The organism is Labrys okinawensis, assembly GCF_047345005.1.
GTDB classification, from domain to species: Bacteria; Pseudomonadota; Alphaproteobacteria; order Rhizobiales; family Labraceae; genus Labrys; species Labrys okinawensis.
On record NZ_CP178864.1, the window covers coordinates 4,586,964 to 4,602,435 of the forward strand.

Annotated in this window: 13 protein-coding genes; 7 read left to right on the forward strand and 6 right to left on the reverse strand. The window is 62.8% G+C overall.

Annotation, left to right across the window (positions count from 1 at the left end):
- Positions 1 to 136 precede the first annotated feature (136 nt).
- The gene (locus ACMDCR_RS21480; protein WP_413988570.1) at positions 137 to 601 is read left to right on the forward strand and encodes a hypothetical protein; all 465 of its coding nucleotides are present in this window, start codon (positions 137 to 139) and stop codon (positions 599 to 601) included.
- A 1,148-nt stretch (positions 602 to 1,749) separates the two neighbouring features.
- Here the strand turns inward: ACMDCR_RS21480 and ACMDCR_RS21485 are convergent.
- Positions 1,750 to 2,652, reverse strand: a complete 903-nt coding sequence (locus tag ACMDCR_RS21485; protein WP_413988571.1) for a LysR substrate-binding domain-containing protein — start codon at positions 2,650 to 2,652, stop codon at positions 1,750 to 1,752.
- A gap of 452 nt (positions 2,653 to 3,104) precedes the next feature.
- Between ACMDCR_RS21485 and ACMDCR_RS21490 the strand changes: the two genes are divergently transcribed.
- The gene (locus ACMDCR_RS21490; protein WP_413988572.1) at positions 3,105 to 3,995 is read left to right on the forward strand and encodes a hypothetical protein; all 891 of its coding nucleotides are present in this window, start codon (positions 3,105 to 3,107) and stop codon (positions 3,993 to 3,995) included.
- A 151-nt stretch (positions 3,996 to 4,146) separates the two neighbouring features.
- On the forward strand, positions 4,147 to 4,347 hold the full coding sequence (locus ACMDCR_RS21495; RefSeq protein WP_413988573.1) for a hypothetical protein: 201 nt from the start codon (positions 4,147 to 4,149) through the stop codon (positions 4,345 to 4,347).
- 144 nt (positions 4,348 to 4,491) lie between these two features.
- Here ACMDCR_RS21495 and ACMDCR_RS21500 read toward each other — a convergent pair whose 3' ends face one another.
- The 3 genes from ACMDCR_RS21500 to carA form a co-directional block, all read right to left on the reverse strand.
- Positions 4,492 to 5,376, reverse strand: a complete 885-nt coding sequence (locus ACMDCR_RS21500) for a family 16 glycosylhydrolase (RefSeq protein WP_413988574.1) — start codon at positions 5,374 to 5,376, stop codon at positions 4,492 to 4,494.
- Between the two features lie 238 nt (positions 5,377 to 5,614).
- Positions 5,615 to 6,688: an extensin family protein gene (locus tag ACMDCR_RS21505; RefSeq protein ID WP_413988575.1), complete on the reverse strand. Its 1,074-nt coding sequence runs from the start codon at positions 6,686 to 6,688 to the stop codon at positions 5,615 to 5,617.
- A gap of 20 nt (positions 6,689 to 6,708) precedes the next feature.
- A complete protein-coding gene (gene carA, locus ACMDCR_RS21510; protein WP_413988576.1) occupies positions 6,709 to 7,920 on the reverse strand; it encodes a glutamine-hydrolyzing carbamoyl-phosphate synthase small subunit in 1,212 nt (403 codons plus the stop codon).
- A gap of 223 nt (positions 7,921 to 8,143) precedes the next feature.
- Between carA and ACMDCR_RS21515 the strand changes: the two genes are divergently transcribed.
- Together ACMDCR_RS21515 and ACMDCR_RS21520 are read left to right on the forward strand one after the other, a co-directional pair.
- Positions 8,144 to 8,605 (forward strand): GatB/YqeY domain-containing protein, encoded by a 462-nt coding sequence (locus ACMDCR_RS21515; protein WP_413988577.1) that lies wholly within the window; start codon positions 8,144 to 8,146, stop codon positions 8,603 to 8,605.
- A gap of 170 nt (positions 8,606 to 8,775) precedes the next feature.
- Positions 8,776 to 9,915, forward strand: coding sequence for an alpha/beta hydrolase (locus ACMDCR_RS21520; RefSeq protein WP_413988578.1), 1,140 nt, complete (start codon positions 8,776 to 8,778; stop codon positions 9,913 to 9,915).
- Between the two features lie 3 nt (positions 9,916 to 9,918).
- Here the strand turns inward: ACMDCR_RS21520 and ACMDCR_RS21525 are convergent, their stop codons facing one another.
- Positions 9,919 to 10,845, reverse strand: coding sequence for an NAD-dependent epimerase/dehydratase family protein (locus ACMDCR_RS21525; protein WP_413988579.1), 927 nt, complete (start codon positions 10,843 to 10,845; stop codon positions 9,919 to 9,921).
- 86 nt (positions 10,846 to 10,931) lie between these two features.
- Here ACMDCR_RS21525 and ACMDCR_RS21530 point away from each other — a divergent pair, with 86 nt between their 5' ends.
- Together ACMDCR_RS21530 and ACMDCR_RS21535 are read left to right on the forward strand one after the other, a co-directional pair.
- Entirely contained in the window at positions 10,932 to 11,837 is a 906-nt protein-coding gene (locus ACMDCR_RS21530) for a LysR family transcriptional regulator (protein ID WP_413988580.1), read from the forward strand.
- Positions 11,838 to 12,536: 699 nt separating this feature from the next.
- Positions 12,537 to 13,844 carry a porin gene (locus ACMDCR_RS21535; RefSeq protein WP_413988581.1) on the forward strand — a complete coding sequence of 436 codons (1,308 nt, stop codon included), beginning with the start codon at positions 12,537 to 12,539 and terminating at the stop codon, positions 13,842 to 13,844.
- Positions 13,845 to 14,207: 363 nt separating this feature from the next.
- Here the strand turns inward: ACMDCR_RS21535 and ACMDCR_RS21540 are convergent, their stop codons facing one another.
- Positions 14,208 to 15,458 carry a DUF6386 family protein gene (locus ACMDCR_RS21540; RefSeq protein ID WP_413988582.1) on the reverse strand — a complete coding sequence of 417 codons (1,251 nt, stop codon included), beginning with the start codon at positions 15,456 to 15,458 and terminating at the stop codon, positions 14,208 to 14,210.
- Positions 15,459 to 15,472 lie beyond the last annotated feature (14 nt).

Here is a 15,472-nt window from a genome sequence, read left to right on the forward strand (position 1 = left end):
GCTCCACGGCACCGGGCGGATCGAGCGGTTCGACTAAACCATTTTGGCCTGTGGGGAAAGGGGCGCAGCGCGTTTCTGCCATGAATTCAACGCGAAGCTTGACGAGGCTTCGCACGAGACCACGAAGATCCTTGAAATGAAACCGATTCTTGCCCTGGTTGCACTCTGTGGAACCCTCGCCGCCTGCCAGACCGATCGGCCGCTCCAGCAAAGCAGCGTGCTGCCGCCGGAACGGGCGGCCCGGATCGGAATCATCGGACGCCTGCTCGACAAGGGCAGGCCCGTGGCGGGCACGCAGGTGCGCATCACCTCCGCCAACCGCCCCAGCCACACCATCGCCACCACCACCGATGAAGGCGGGCGCTTCTATCTCGGTGCCGACGACACCGGTCCGGCCTCGCCCGATGGCGACATCCTGCGAATCGAGGTTCTCGGCCGAGACTACCACGCGGCCGGCGAGGTCTCGCCCGCTTCGCTCGAGGTCACCTGCGACCTCGCGGCCCAGGCCGCCTACACGCTCGGCAATGACAAGCGATTCTGGGACGGCAACGACACGCAGGCAAGCTTGTCGCCGGTGCCGCGCGGATTGAAGTGCTGGTAGCGGCAGGCAAGCCTTCAACACCCGACTCGAAAATCCTGCCGTTCAGGGATCGTTGAAAAATAAGTGCTTCAAGCGTGACGCTTGCGCGCCTCTCCTGCTCTCTGAGCACCGGCTTGGCGATCCGTTGATTTTGTAAGTGTTCCCCAAGCATCAGCGCCTTTCGCTTCCACCGCCTTTTCACCGCAATGCGCATGCGTTCTCGTTCCCACGCCTTTCCGGCTGGGTTGATGAGGAGACCGGGCGATGGCGGCTGCGGAGCAGCCGTGAAAGCAGGATCATGGAAGATGCAGGCCGCACTGTCCATGCGAGCCACCATCGCCCCGTTCCGGCAGCCCGGCACGCTGACAAGGCGCGCAAGGCCACCTGTTTTTCCGCCTTCTGAAGGCGGAGGCGAGCCAGGAGCGGATGGCACGGACCATCCGAACCCGGCCCAGCCGGCTCGGCACAGGGGCTGAGCGACGTCCGTCCTGGCCGGACGGTGGCATCAGCCGTCTTCACCGCATCGGCGGGAGGAGGGACGAAGGCGTTGCCGGGCTCAAGCCCGCCATGCTCCGTCCGGGGATCCAGGGCACTTCCATGGGGTGCCGATCCCGTCTGTCCCGCTCGTCACCCTGGAGGCCGGCTTCAAGAGAAGCAGGACCGCCGCATGTGCCTGCCACCTGGACAGGCTGTCGGGGTGGATGGAGGCGTTCGGGGCCGGGTTGTTCCTGCGCCGGCCGCTGACGCCTCATTCCGTTACGGAATAGAGCATGAGACCGAACGAGAGTCAAGCTCCGTTCTGTTTCTATTCTTACGCTGTAGGAGGAGGATGCCAGGCAGGGTGTTGTCGATTGACCCGGTCGCCGACTAGCGGTTTGACCGGCCAGCCAAGGGATCGTTCAAGAATGAACGCTCCAAGAGGCGCGCCTCTCCCGTAATCTCAATACCGACATTACGATTCTCTGATTTTCTAACGGCCCCTCAGTCCCACCCCTTTCAAGGTGTTTCGAACAAAAGAGGAATATACACCCTAATGCTCCTGCTGAGCGGCGGAGAGGCCACATCGGGTGGCTCGTTTCATAGGCATCGAGAGTATCATATTACCTCCCACATTGTCCCTTGAAAGCCTTCTGTACCGCAAAGGTCAAAAACCTTGAAAGGGGTGCCCTTTAGTCCAGGCAGGCCCGAGGACTGTTCTCGCTTGCACGGGCCTGCGCAAGGGCGAAGCGCCGGAAGGCTGCCACTTTCGGCAAGGCGAGCGCGCCCGGCGGATAGGCGAGATAATAGCCATAGCTCAGCGTGACCTCGCGGTCGAACAGAGCCACGAGCCGTCCCTCCTTCAACAGGGTCTCGACGACGCTGCCGACGGCCAGCCCGACCCCCTGCCCGGCCAGCGCCAGCTCGATCAGCACATTGTCGTCATCGAACACCGGCCCGCTGTGTGCGAGAGCGGGATCGAGACGGGCGACGATCAGCCATTCGCGCCAATCACTGCGATCGCCATCATGGAGGAGCGTGGCTCGCGCGAGATCGGCGGGCTCGACCAGACCAAGCCGCCTGATGTAGTCGGGCGAGGCCACGGGGACCGTCACCGAGGAGCCGAGCAGTTCCGCCGTCAGCCCCGGCCATTTGCCGAGGCCGCCGCGAATGGCGAGATCGAGGCCCTCGGCGGCAAGGTCGAGCGGCGTCTCGGTATGGCGGACCGAAACCTCGATTTCCGGATGCAATTCGGCAAAGCGCGGCAGACGCGGGGCGAGCCAGCGGGCGCCAAAGGATGCCGTCGTGGTGATCGCCAGCAGGGTCTGAGCGCGGCGCACCCCGGCGACCGCCCGTTCGATCTGGGCGAAGGCGGCCGCAGCAGCAGGCAGCAGTTGTTGTCCTGCCGCCGTCAGTTCGAGGCTGCGCGTCGTGCGCCGGAACAGCGGCACACCGAGCTGATCCTCCAGCACGCGGATCTGATGCGAGACCGCAGCCTGCGTGACGTTCAGAATCCCGGCCGCCTTGGTGAAACTCAGCGTCCGGCCAGCGACGGCAAATACGCGCAACGCAGGCAGCGACGGCAACGTGTCCATGCATCCCCACAAGAAATATTTATGAATGAGGCAGCATATTCAAGACGAACTCGTTTGTCGATACCAAGCGCTAACGGCACAATTAATCTAATGATTTGCCGGAGCTGGATGGCCTTGAGACGGAGTTCAACATCATGATCAATTCTTATTTGGCGGCTGGGCTGACGCGGGGGCTGAGCCTGCGTCTGGAGAAATTCAGTCCTGACGTGGAGAGATCTGAACGCTTCGAGCGAGAGAGCAAGCGGGGCGAGTGCAGGGCCAACTCGGTGAAACAAAAAACGGATCACGAGAGACCTCCGTTCCCCTGGCGGGCATGGCGGCGGTGGCTCGCCTCGCGATAGCCTCAAGAAGCTGAGTCACCCTGCCTTTTGCGTAAATCGTCTTAAATCTGACGCCCAAATGCTGCATCTGCTAACGGACTTCAAGTTCCTGACATCCGGGAGGCCAGCGGCATGAACGCAGAGCGTATGGTGAACGAAGCCGGGTCGAAGAGGCCTCTTAATTTCAATCCCCTGCTGGCCTTCTGGCCGACATGGCCCGCCGGGTACTGGGGCAGAGAGCGGACCGGCACCCTTGCTGACTTCGCCGTCGGTTATGCCGACTACGTGACTGAGGCGACTCAGCGGAGCATCGTTCTCGTTGATCGCCTGCGCCAGCACGGCAATCCCTTCCGCCACCTTGAATATTCGGCGGCCGGGATGATCGAGGCTTCCTGGAAGAATTACGCGGCGTTGCTCGATCTCTGGAAGGAAGCGGCTCTCATGACCGCCCACGGCTCTCCGCTGCTGCGGGCCGCCGTTGGCGGGCCTGAGCGCGAGACCGACACAGTGCGCCGCCCCACCCGCGTCGAGGCGATATTCGATCCGCCCGGCGACGGCGCCCCCATCGAGGCACTGGCTAACGAAGCCGAGTCCGAGCCTGCCCCGGCCGGGCCTGTAGATGAGATGCCGGTGGTTGCCCCCGAGTCCAATCCCGCCGCTGAAGAGTCCATCGTCGAAGGTAGCGAAGACAGGACGGCCATGGCCCTCCCGAGCGGGGAGAGCGATATAGCGCCGCAACTTGCCCCGAGCGAGACACCGGTGGACGAAATCGAGCCGCAGCCAGCGCCGGGCGAGCCGCAGGGCGAGCCTGCGAATGAGACGCTGGCAGTCGCCCCCGAATCCGAACCCTCCACTGAAGCGCCCGCTCCCGAAGAGCCTGCCGCCGAAATTCCCCAAGACAAACCTGCTACCGCCAAGCCGGCCGCTGCCCGCAATGCCTCTATCAAGACCTCTGCCCGCCCGGCCACGGGCACCAAGCCTAAACCGGGCCATAAGAGGACCGAAGGGAACGACGCTGAGTAAGACACATGATGATCTCGCCGTCGGCGATGAAGCTTTCGTCGCGAGGCTGCTGACGCTGGACGATCTGTATGTCTTCGCTCATGCCAGCGGCACTCTCAATCCCGTGCATATGCGGTCATAGGACGGCGACGAGTGGGACGAAGGGAACCCCGTGCCGTCCATGCTGCTCGGCCCGATGTTCTCCGCTGTGCCCGGCAACATCCTGCCCGGCCCCAGTACGCCCTATTGCGACTTCACCAAGAACGCCATCGACCTCGGCATCATGCAGCCCAAGGTCGAAATCCTCTCGGCAGTCGAGGCCGTCATCCCAAGATCCGGTCCTCGCTGGATACCGCCATCCTCGCCAAGATGACCGATCGTGGACAGATCAGGGGTACATGGTCGACGGTTTCCTGGCCATGGCCCATGCCATCACATTGAACGCCTCGCCCCTGTCACGGGGATGGGTCGAGGCATGTCGGCATACCGTCGCTCAACTACGCGCCGACCGGCGGCATCACTTGCCGACCGGCTCCGCCTTCACCGCCACCGCATCCTTGTCCTTCGAATAGATGCGGATATAGTCGATCTGCATGTCGTAATGCCCGCTCGCCGGCATAGCGATGGGCCAGCCGCCGCCCATGGCGAGATTGAACATCCAAAAGAACTTGTCGTCCATATTGGGGCGGAGCAACTTCAGCCGCTGTACCTCGGCACCGTCGAAATAGCAGATCACCTCGTCCTTGGTGACCTCGAAGCCATAGGTATGAAAATCGGCCGACATGTCTGGCAGATTGTATTTCACGCCGGCGGAATCGGTCTTCTTGCCCCAATCATGCACGGTGGAGCGCATCACCGTCATGTCGTTGCCATAGGCTTCGATGCCGTCGATCTCCAGGGTGCCTTCCGGATCCCCGCCGGCGCTCTGCGACTTCATGTTGATGGCCCAGCTGGCCGGCCACACGCCCGAGCCCGTCGGGAATTTCTGCCGGACCTCGACATAGCCTTCGCGGAACTCGGCGCTCGGCTTGCGGCCGTTCGAAAAGGCGGTCGCGATCATGCCGGAATACCATTTGCGCTTCCAGCCATTGGGATCCACGAAATTGGGATCGTAGATGGCACGGATGTTCAGGACGCCATCCTTGACGGTGTAGACCTGATTGAACTTGTCATGTTCCTTCGGATCGAGCGTGATGAAATAACTGTCCGATCCCCATTGCCCGCCATTGGGCTGCTTGCCAACCTGCCACTTCGTCAGGTCCAGCTTGTCGCCGTTGAACTCGTCGTCGAGGATGAGCTTGTAGCCGTTGAGATCGGGTCCAGCCGCCTGGGCCAGACCCGGAACGGCAAGAAGACAGGCAGTCGTCAGCGTCAGGGCCACGCGCCGGGCTGCGAGAGTCATGGTCACTTCCTTTCGGGCCGCCGACCGGCGACCAATGTCGAGGCAAGAGCCGATTCCGTCGCCGAAGCGATGGTCATTGGCCCAGCGGCATGGTGCGTTGCGAAAACTGCCAAACGCCATAGCAGTGGGCAACGCCCACTTTATGACGAACCCTGGCCAATAGATTGAAGGACGGGGATCGGGGCGCCCCTACATTGGATCGCTCATCCCCATAAGCGCAACTTAAGGATGCGCAATCTTATCGGCAGGTCTTCCAGTGACCCATGTCCATATGGAAATGATCTTCGTGATAACCGTCGGAGCCGGGACCGAGCACGACCTGGAAGACATCGCAGGTCACCCCATGCACGTCCCTGAGGAAGGCGGCGTCGGCGCCCTTGCCATAGAAATCCTTCCTCACCGTGATTTCCTTGCCGCTGGCGGTGATGTAGCCGGAAATATCGATGGCATTGCCATGGGCATGTTCGGAGAGCTTGGCGCCCTTGATGTTGTTCATGCCCCGGCAGTCGTAGGAAGCGGCCACCTTGATCGCCACCACGCTTTCGCCGAGTTCCTTCCGGGCAGCCGCCTGCATCCCCGCCTCCCAGCGCACCAGTCCATTGACCATGGCGCTGTCGACGGTTGCGGCAGGCTCCAGCGTGGTGCGGCTGCTGGGGCCCAGAGCCATCAACCGATAGGGCTGGGGCACGCTGCAGGCGCCCTTGGCGATCGCCGCCTCGGGCGTCATGCGCGCAAGGTTGTTGATGGCGATGCCCGCTCCGGGGAATGCGCCGAGCATGGCGACCTTGGTCTCGGGCTGAGGCGGATTGGCGCCGGGATCGAGGCTCATGCGGTCATCGATGCCGCCCGGGCGGCGCACCGGCAGGGGCACGAAGGCGTGGGTCAGCGTACCCGGCGGGATCACCGCTCCGGGCCGGACGTCCGGCTGCACCGGCACTGTGGCGCTGGCCTGCCCCTCCGCCTGGGCATTCGGCTGGGGCGCAGGCTGCGCTATGTCGATACCGGTGTCGGGCCGCTCGGGCGGTAGCGGTGTCTCGGCATAGGCGACCATGGTCCCGGGCAGATCCGGCCGTTCCGGCGGTGTCGGCACGCCACGCGTGATGATCTCGGGCAGATCGTCCAGGCCCATCGAGGCCTTGATCGCCTTCATCAGCCTTGGCTTGGGCGTGAAGGGCTTCAGCGGCTTGGCTGCTGCAGCATCGAAGCTCTTCTGGAAATAGTCCGGGAGGGGAACCAGCGGGGCGTCGGTTGTCTCAGCCGCTGCACCGCCGCAAAGCAACGCCAGAAGAACACAAGCGACGCCAACGCGCATGCACACTCCTCCGGTTGCAATCAGGCGTTCTGTTGCGCAACTGCGGCAACACCATGGCGGGATGCCATATTTTCGACAAACCGCTTAAAGAGGTAGTGACTATCCTGTGGACCGGGCGAAGCCTCGGGGTGGTGCTGCACCGAGAAGACCGGGCGGCCCTTGAGGGCGATGCCGCAATTGGAGCCGTCGAACAGCGAGGCGTGCGTCTCGACGACACCTTCAGGCAGGCTGTCGCGATCGATGGCAAAGCCGTGGTTCATCGAGACGATCTCCACCTTGTCGGTGGTGAAGTCCTTCACCGGATGATTGGCGCCGTGGTGCCCCTGCTTCATCTTCTTGGTGCTGGCGCCGAGCGCCAGGCCCAGCATCTGGTGGCCCAGGCAGATGCCGAAGATCGGGATGTCCTTCTCCAGGAGCGTCTTGATCACCGGGACGGCATATTCGCCGGTCGCGGCCGGATCCCCCGGACCATTGGAGAGGAAGACGCCATCGGGCTTCAACGCGAGGATATCCTCGGCCGGCGTGGTGGCCGGCACCACCGTGACCGCGCAGTCGGCGGCGGCGAGCAAGCGAAGAATGTTGCGCTTTATGCCGTAGTCGACGGCGACGACACGATATTTCGGATCGCCGAGATGGCCATAGCCGTTCGACCACTCCCAGGTGGTCTGGTCCCAGTCGAAGCGCTGGGCGGTCGTGACGGGCGGCACCAGGTCGAGGCCGTCCATCGAAGGCAGGCCGGCAGCCTCGCGTTTCAAGGCCTCGATATCGAAGTTGCCGTCGGGATCGAAGGCAAGCACCGCGTTTGGCATGCCGCCCTCGCGGATGCGGGTGGTCAGAGCACGGGTGTCGATCCCGGTGATGCCGGCGATGTTGCGGGCCTTCAGCCAGGCGTCGAGATGGCGGCTGGCACGGTAATTGGCGGGCTCGGTGATCGGCGCATGCAGCACCACGCCGCGCACGCCCGAACTCGAGGCCATGTTCACTGTCTCGATGTCTTCGTCATTGACACCGACATTGCCGATATGGGGAAAGGTGAAGGTAATGATCTGGCCGGCATAGGAAGGGTCGGTGAGGATTTCCTCGTAACCCGTCATCGCCGTGTTGAAACACAATTCGCCGGAAGCCTTGGTGATGGCGCCGAGGCCCTGGCCTTCAATCACCGTGCCGTCGGCCAGGACGAGAAGAGCGGTCGCCTTGGGTTCTGCCCAGCCGTCTTGCCAGCCATTTTCCATGCGTTCGACCTCATCCTTGCTTGTGCGACTGTCATTTTCATCTTAAGTGCCAGACGAATGGCGGCAGACGCGGCGGAAATTAGGGATCGGACGGCCTGCCGTCAACCCTTCTCGCCAACCAAATAATCAAGCAATTACAATGGCTTGCGTTTGGAGCGGCAAATAATCCACTGTGGTAGGTCGTTTTCGAAGGTTTTGATTCTAAGGAAGAAGGCAGACACCCATGTCTCTGCGCGAGGAGTTCACCACCGCCGTCAAGGACGCGATGAAGAGCGGCGACAAGGCGCGCCTGTCGGTCGTGCGTATGATCCAGGCCGGGCTGAAGGACCGCGACATCGCCGCACGTGGCGGCGAGCATGACGGCAAGATTCCCGACAGCGAGATCCTCTCCATGCTGCAGAAGATGATCAAGCAGGCGCAGGAAACGCTGGAGACGGCGACCAAGGCCGGCCGCGCCGAGATGGCGGAGAACACCAGGGCCGAGATCGGGACCCTCTCCTCCTTCCTGCCCCGGCAGATGGACGTGGCCGAGACCAAGGCCGCCATCGCGGCTGTCGTGACCGAGATCGGCGCCGCCGGCGTCAAGGATATGGGCAAGGTGATGGCCGTGCTGAAGGAACGCTTCGCCGGCAAGATGGACTTCGCCAAGACGAGCCCGCTGGTGAAGGAAGCCTTGGGCGGCTGATAGCCAGCGGGCCGGCCAGTTGACCGCGCCGAGATCCAGCACGCTGCAAAAGAAGAGGCGGCACAACTGCCGCCCATTGCCTTAACCTTCTTTTAACACTTCCGCGTTCTCCCCTTCCCTGTTCCCGCCGGCCCGGCTAGATTACCGCGCGCTCAAGGATCGAGAACAGCATGGCGCCTATCCTTAGAATGTTCCTGCAGCTGTGCGCCATGCTGGCCGTGGCGGCAAGCCTCGCGTCCTGTGCCGACCGGCCGGGGCCCAATCTGCTGCATCCGGTGACGGGGGCCGCGGGCGTGGGAACGCCCGTCAATGTGCTGGTGGCCACCACGCGTAAGCGATCGGACACCGACAGCCTCGATTTCACCAGCAATCGAAATTTCGGGCTGAGCTACGAGCGATATACCATCTCGGTCCCGCCCAATCATGTCCCCGGCAAGATCGAATGGCCAAGCGCGCCGCCGGGTGATCCCGCACGCAATTTCGTGGTGCTCAGCGCCGGCCAACTCGACGGAAACGGCTTCGACAAGTCGCTTTTCGCTGGCAAGAAGGGTGGCGGCGACGTCATCGTCTTCATCCACGGCTATAACACCAATTACCAGGAAGCGGTCTACCGCGTCGCCCAGCTCAGCAAGGACAGCGGCTTTCCCGGCGCGGTCGTAGCCTTCGCCTGGCCTTCCATGGGCACCCTCACCGGCTATGTCGCCGACCGCGAGGCGAGCACCTATTCGCGCGACTATTTCGAAGACTTCCTCAACGAGCTCGCCCGTGCACCCGGCGTAAAGCGCATACATATCATCGCCCACTCCATGGGCAACTGGCTGACGGTGGAGACATTGCGCCAGGCCAAGATGCGCGGCAACTCGGCTTTCCTGCCCAAGCTTGGCGAAGTCTTCCTGATGTCACCCGATATCGATGTCACTGTCTTCCGTACCCAGCTCGATGCGATCGGTAAGCTCAACGAGCCGATCACGGTTGGCGTCTCGCGCGATGATCGCGCACTCGGAGCCTCGCAACGCCTGGCCGGCGACGTGCCACGCGTCGGCAATGTGCTGCTCGAGGATCCGAAGGCCCAGGCTGCCATCAAGCGATACGGCCTGCGCGTGATCGACATGTCGGACAGCAAGAGCATCGACTCGCTGAACCACAGCAAGTTCGTGTCGATCCTGCCGGCACTGAACGAGGTCACCAGGAATGACGCCATGGTGGCGCGCGGCAGCGCTGTGTCGCGCACGGGCGTGTTCGTGGTGGACACTGCCGGCAGCATCCTGACGGCGCCGCTCCGCCTCGGCCAAGCCGTGCTGGGACAATGAGCCTCATGCCTTCCTGAAGCTGTCGGCGGTGAGGGGGATGCCCTCCTCCAGCTGCGTCGGCGTAAGGCCGAAGCGGCGTTCGAACTTGCTACTGTCGACCAGGAATGGACGGTCGTGCTGGAACGAGGTCTCGTTCCATTCGCGGATGAAGGGCATGAACAGGCCGACGAGCGGCATGAGCCAGCCGGGCATCTCCATCAGGCGCGGCTTCACGCCGAGCCGGCTTGCCGCCATGGCGAGGATTTCACGTGGGGTCCGCGCCGGCACGCTCGGTGCATGCCAGACCTGGCCATAGGCATCGTCGGGCGCATCGAGCAGCAGGATGGCGGCGCGGGCGATATCCGGCACATAGGCCAACGCGTGCGGCGCGTCGGGCTTGACGACGAGCTGCGCGCTCCTGCCCTGGGCCAGTGCGCCGATTGTGGGCGTCCCTAGGATCGAATTGGCGACGCCGGGCCCATAGAAATCGGGCGCGCGCAGCGCGGCGACCCTGACGCCGGAAGCCTGCCACTGCCGCGTGATGGCGGCACGCACCTTGCCTTTCCGGCCGGTCGCGGCCATCGGCATGTCCTCGCGCAGCGGCTCGGCCTGGGGGCCGTACATGTAGAGATTGTCGATGAAGATCAGCCGCGCGCCGCTCGCTGAGCAGGCCGCCAGCATGTTCGCCATTATCTTGGGCCAGGCTGCTTCCCACACTGCGGCATCATAGGCCAGGCCGATAGTGCAGATCAGTGCGCTGGCACCCTGCATGAGGCGCATCAGTGCGGCCCCGTCGAGGGCGTCGCAGGGCTCGAATTCAGCCCCTGGCGGTAGCCTGCCTGGCTGCTTGCGCTGCGCGATCACGCTTGTCCGCCCCGCCTGCCCCAATTGCTCGGCTATCGACAGGCCCACCGGGCCACCACCCAAAATCACAATCCGTCCCGACATCATTGCCTCCTGTTGATGTGAGAGGGATAGCAAGCGCTCTATCATAATTCCAATGCATGCTTTATATTCACACTATGCGCGACACGCATTTGAAAGCGATCGATCTCAACCTGTTGACCGCGCTCGGCGCCCTGCTCTCCCAGCGCAGCGTCAGCCGCGCTGCACGCGAGGTCGGCCTCAGCCAACCGGCGATGAGCCGGGCGCTGGACCGGTTGCGCCACCTGTTTGGCGACGATCTGATGGTCCGCTCCGGCGCCGGCATGGTGCTCACGGCGCGGGCCGAAGCACTCGCACCGCGTGTGCAGGTGCTTCTCGCCGATATCATCGATGTCGTGGCGGACCCCGATTTCGATCCCGCCCGCGAGAGGCGGACCGTGCGCATCGCCGCCGTCGACTCACAGACGGCGCTGTTCTTTCCGGGCGTGATGGCGCGTCTGCTCAAGGAGGCGCCGGATGTCGATCTGCGCGCCGTGCCGATCGGCCCCGACATCAGCAGGCGCATGCAGGCGGGCGAGATCGACCTCACCTTCTCGCTGGCCGACTATCCCCTGCCGTCGGGCGCCCATAGCGAGCGTCTCCTCGACGACAGGCTCGCTTTGATACTGCGCCGCGGCCATCCGGCAGCCGCAGACGAACCCCTCACCCTCGCCGGCTATGCCGCCCTCAGCCATGTCACCGTATCGATCCTCGGCGACAGTCATACCGAAGCCGACGCCGCCCTGGCGGCCGCCGGACTCGAGCGTCGCATCGCCCTGACGACGCCGCATTTCACCGCCGCGCTGGCGGCGGTGGCGCAGACCGACATGGCGACCGTGCTCTCCCGAGCTTTCGCCCGGCAATTCGCCGAGCCGTTCGGCCTGGTGCTGCGCGAGCCGCCGTTTCAGGCAAGGGCCTTGCCCCTGACTTTGGTCTGGCCAGCGGCCCGCAAGCACGACCGCCTGCTGGCTTGGCTGCGGGGCGTGTTCAAGGATGTGGCGGCGGGACTGGCCGTGTGAGGCGGGTCAAGATCCGGGATCGCACCGGTGTGTCGGAACCATGGCCGCCGCGGCCTCTGTGGCGCCATTTCATGCTCCAATGGCATACCGGCCGCCATGGTGCTCGGACTCCGGCCGCTGAGGCTTCGAACGGAGACGCGCTGTCGCCTCCAGGCGCCCCGGTGATCGGGCGCAATCAGCTGCGCCTCGATTTGTTGTATCTAAGAATACACACAACCATGAATATGACTGCCGGGCTGCGGCGCTTTGCATTTTACCGGCAGGCACGGCCAGCGGTTACAGTAGCCAGGCTGCTCTGCCAGGCCCCTACATCGCCAAACTGATTGTTCATACCATTGAGACCTCCATTCATTATCAAATTTTAATGTCAGATTATGAAGTGTTATTTAATATATATTTAATTCAACAACGCCAATGTTTTCGGATATTCATCCTGTCATAAAATATATCTTCAATATGATCTTTCTGTCATAAATATATATGTGGCATTTAGGGCACATATCCTTGTTATAAAATCGTCACATCAATCCCTGATTGTATTTTATATTGTAAGTACACTCCAGATTCAGCAAGGAGGTTGCGGCTCTCGTTTAGCGAGCATCTGGCATTGATTGCATCCTCCAGCAAGCAGGCCGGAGCTTCATAGCGAAACGAACCGGCCCAAACGCACGCAATCCAACTTGCTCAGAGAGCCTTCCGATGACGATCAAATCTCTTCTGCTCGGCGCCGCGGCGAGCCTTACCGCTCTTGCCGCCGCTCAGGCCGCCGACCTTCCGATGACCAAAGGGGAAGCCGTCGAATATGTGAAGGTCTGCTCGGCCTTCGGCCCCGGCTTCTTCTACATCCCCGGCAGCGATACCTGCTTGAAGATCGCTGGCGAAATCCGCGCTGACTACCGCTTCTACAACCAGAGCGGCGACAGCCGCACCGCTGCCGACGGTTTCAAGCAGACCCGCAACATTCACAGCACCGCCTTCGACACCGAGGCGCGCATCTCCTTCGATGCCCGTACTCAGACCGACTACGGCCTGCTGCGCTCCTTCTTCCAGATCCGCGCCAACAGCCGTCCGATTCCGAGCAACTGGACCGTTGCCAGCGATACGCAGACCAGCCTCTTCCGTGTCAAATACGCCTACATCCAGTTCGGTGGTTTGACGGCCGGCTTCGCGCATTCCTTCTTCGGCTTCTACGACTACGAATACGGCAACACGGTCTGGGGCCCGTATTATGCCGAGTCGAACGTCGTCAACCTTCTCGCTTACACGGCCGACTTCGGCAGCGGCTTCACGGCCACCCTGTCGGTTGAGGACGGTCGCGACCATCGCCAGAATGCCTTTTCGAGCAGCCAGCAGGGCGGGCAGCAGTCTCCGGACGTTGTCGGTCAGGTCCGCCTGAAGCAGGATTGGGGTTCGGTGGCGGCTCAAGCTGCGTTGCACCAGTATCGCACGGCGCAGGCCTTGAATGCGGCCGGCGTGCCGATTCTGCCTGGTGCCGTTGGTTATATTCCGCACGAAAACAAGTGGGGCTATGCAGTCGGCGGCAGCTTGCTCGTCAACATCCCGGCTATCGACAAGGGCCATCTGGTGATCGAAGGCCAATACGCCGACGGCGCGCTGGATTATCTCGGCGCCGGCGCCAGCAAGCTCAAGGCCCAAGATTACTTCTTCAATGCCAATACCGGCTTCGATGGCGGCAAGGGCTGGTCAATCGTGGCCGAACTCGGCGGCAACTTCACGCCGCAGTGGGGCGCCAACTTGGTTGGCAGCTACATCGACACCAGCTATGACAAGTTCAGCGTGATCGGCGGCGATCTCAAGGTGAAGGAATATTCGATCACCGGCAACGTCACCTACACGGTCGTGAAGGGTCTGACCATCACCGGTGAAGTCGCCTACACCTATCAGGCGATCGACAACACCGTGTACACGACGCCGGCCCCCGCCCATGCCTTCGACGCCAAGTCGGATTTCGTGATGGGCGGCATCCGCATCAAGCGCACCTTCTGATCGGGTTCTCTTCCTTCAAGACAGCGACAGGCCCGGCATCAGCCGGGCCTTTTGCTTTGCGTCCTGCGCCTGCGGCGCCAGCAAGATGAGCGCATGATGCACCGGGCACCGCCTTCATGCCATGCGCTTTCAAAGATAACGTCGCGACAGACCAGCACCATTGAGTCGCAACGGATTAATGATGCCGCTTTTTTCCAAGGACGAACTCGTTTGCGCCAGCCAGCTGATCCATAGTCGGATGCTCCCGACGCCCAGTTCGTCTGGCCGCTGCTCAGCCAGCGCGCCGGGGCAACTGTCTGGGTCAAGCATGAAAACCATAGCCCCTGCAACCGAACGGGATCGCCACACTGGCCCTAAGCTCCATCAGTTCGCCCACACGCCCTTGTGCCGCCAGTTCATCAAACCAGAAGCTGGTGGTGGCGCGGACGGCGGCGCTCCGGTCGCCAGGAGATCGTGCAGCATTCGCATGCGCCTTGCCACCGGGCTGGCATAGCCCTTGACGCGGATGGCGAAGGGCAGGTCGAGATGCATCAATGCCCAGGTCGTGATCGCTTCGGGCGAGATGAGCGCCGCAAGACGCTCAGTTTCGAAGGAAGGATGGTCGAGGCGAGCCTGGAAAGCCGGATTGCCGTTCACCCTCATGATCAGCCTGGCTCTGAGGTCCTCGGCAGCCTCGGGATCGAGGGTCATGTCCGGCTTCTCGACCGGAGCGATCTCGACGGGCTTGAGCGACGCTGCAGGCCCGCCCCTGACCACGCGCACCAAGCAGAGCCCGCTGATACCCAGCATCGCCTTCCTGTCGTCGCGCCAGGAGAGCTGGCTCTGGCGCGCCAGGATGGCATAAGCGCCACTTTCGAAGGACGGAGCAACCACGAAACCTTCGGCACGCGCGGCCCGCTTCATGGTCTTGGGAAAGGCCGCTTCGGCAATTTCGTCGCCGACGCACAGGCGTGCGAACTGGCGGGGCAGCAGCGCCATCGTGTCGGGCACCGCCAGGCTGGGATAGTTCGTGGAGCCCTGCCGTGCCTCGGGCCAGCGATAAAACTCTTCGTTCGCGGCATTATCCAGGAGCCTTGGCGTCCAGTCGCGATCGGGACGGATGTCCGGCGGCGTCGGGGCCACGGGAATGCCGGTGATATCGCCCACCGGCTGGAACTGGATGACGTAATTGGGACTGATCGTGCCGGCCTCGCGGGCCGAGTTTGCGGGATCTGGGCACTCGATCGGATGCACGGTGACACGATAGGCGCCATTGCCAAGTTCGAACCAGCGATCTCCAATCGAGGAAAGATCCCTCATCTGCTCGTCGCTCGGCAGGGCATCGGTGTTGTCGAGAAGGATTCGGCCGTGCCGAACGATCAGCGGAAAGCTCCAGGAAGGACAGGCATCAGCAGCCTCGGCCGGCGTGAGATCGCGCGTCGTAAGCCGAATGGCATAGCCACCATCCGAGCCCGTGCAGAAGGCGATCAGGCGGCCCGCCGCCGATTCCCTGCCATAGGCGAAATCATAGCTGTACCAATCCAGCGGGTCCTGCGCGCGATGGGCCAGGTCGTCCGGATGGAACAGGACGAAGGCCGCCACATCGGTGCCAAGCAGTATCGTCTTTTCGGCCATGGGAACGTGCTCCT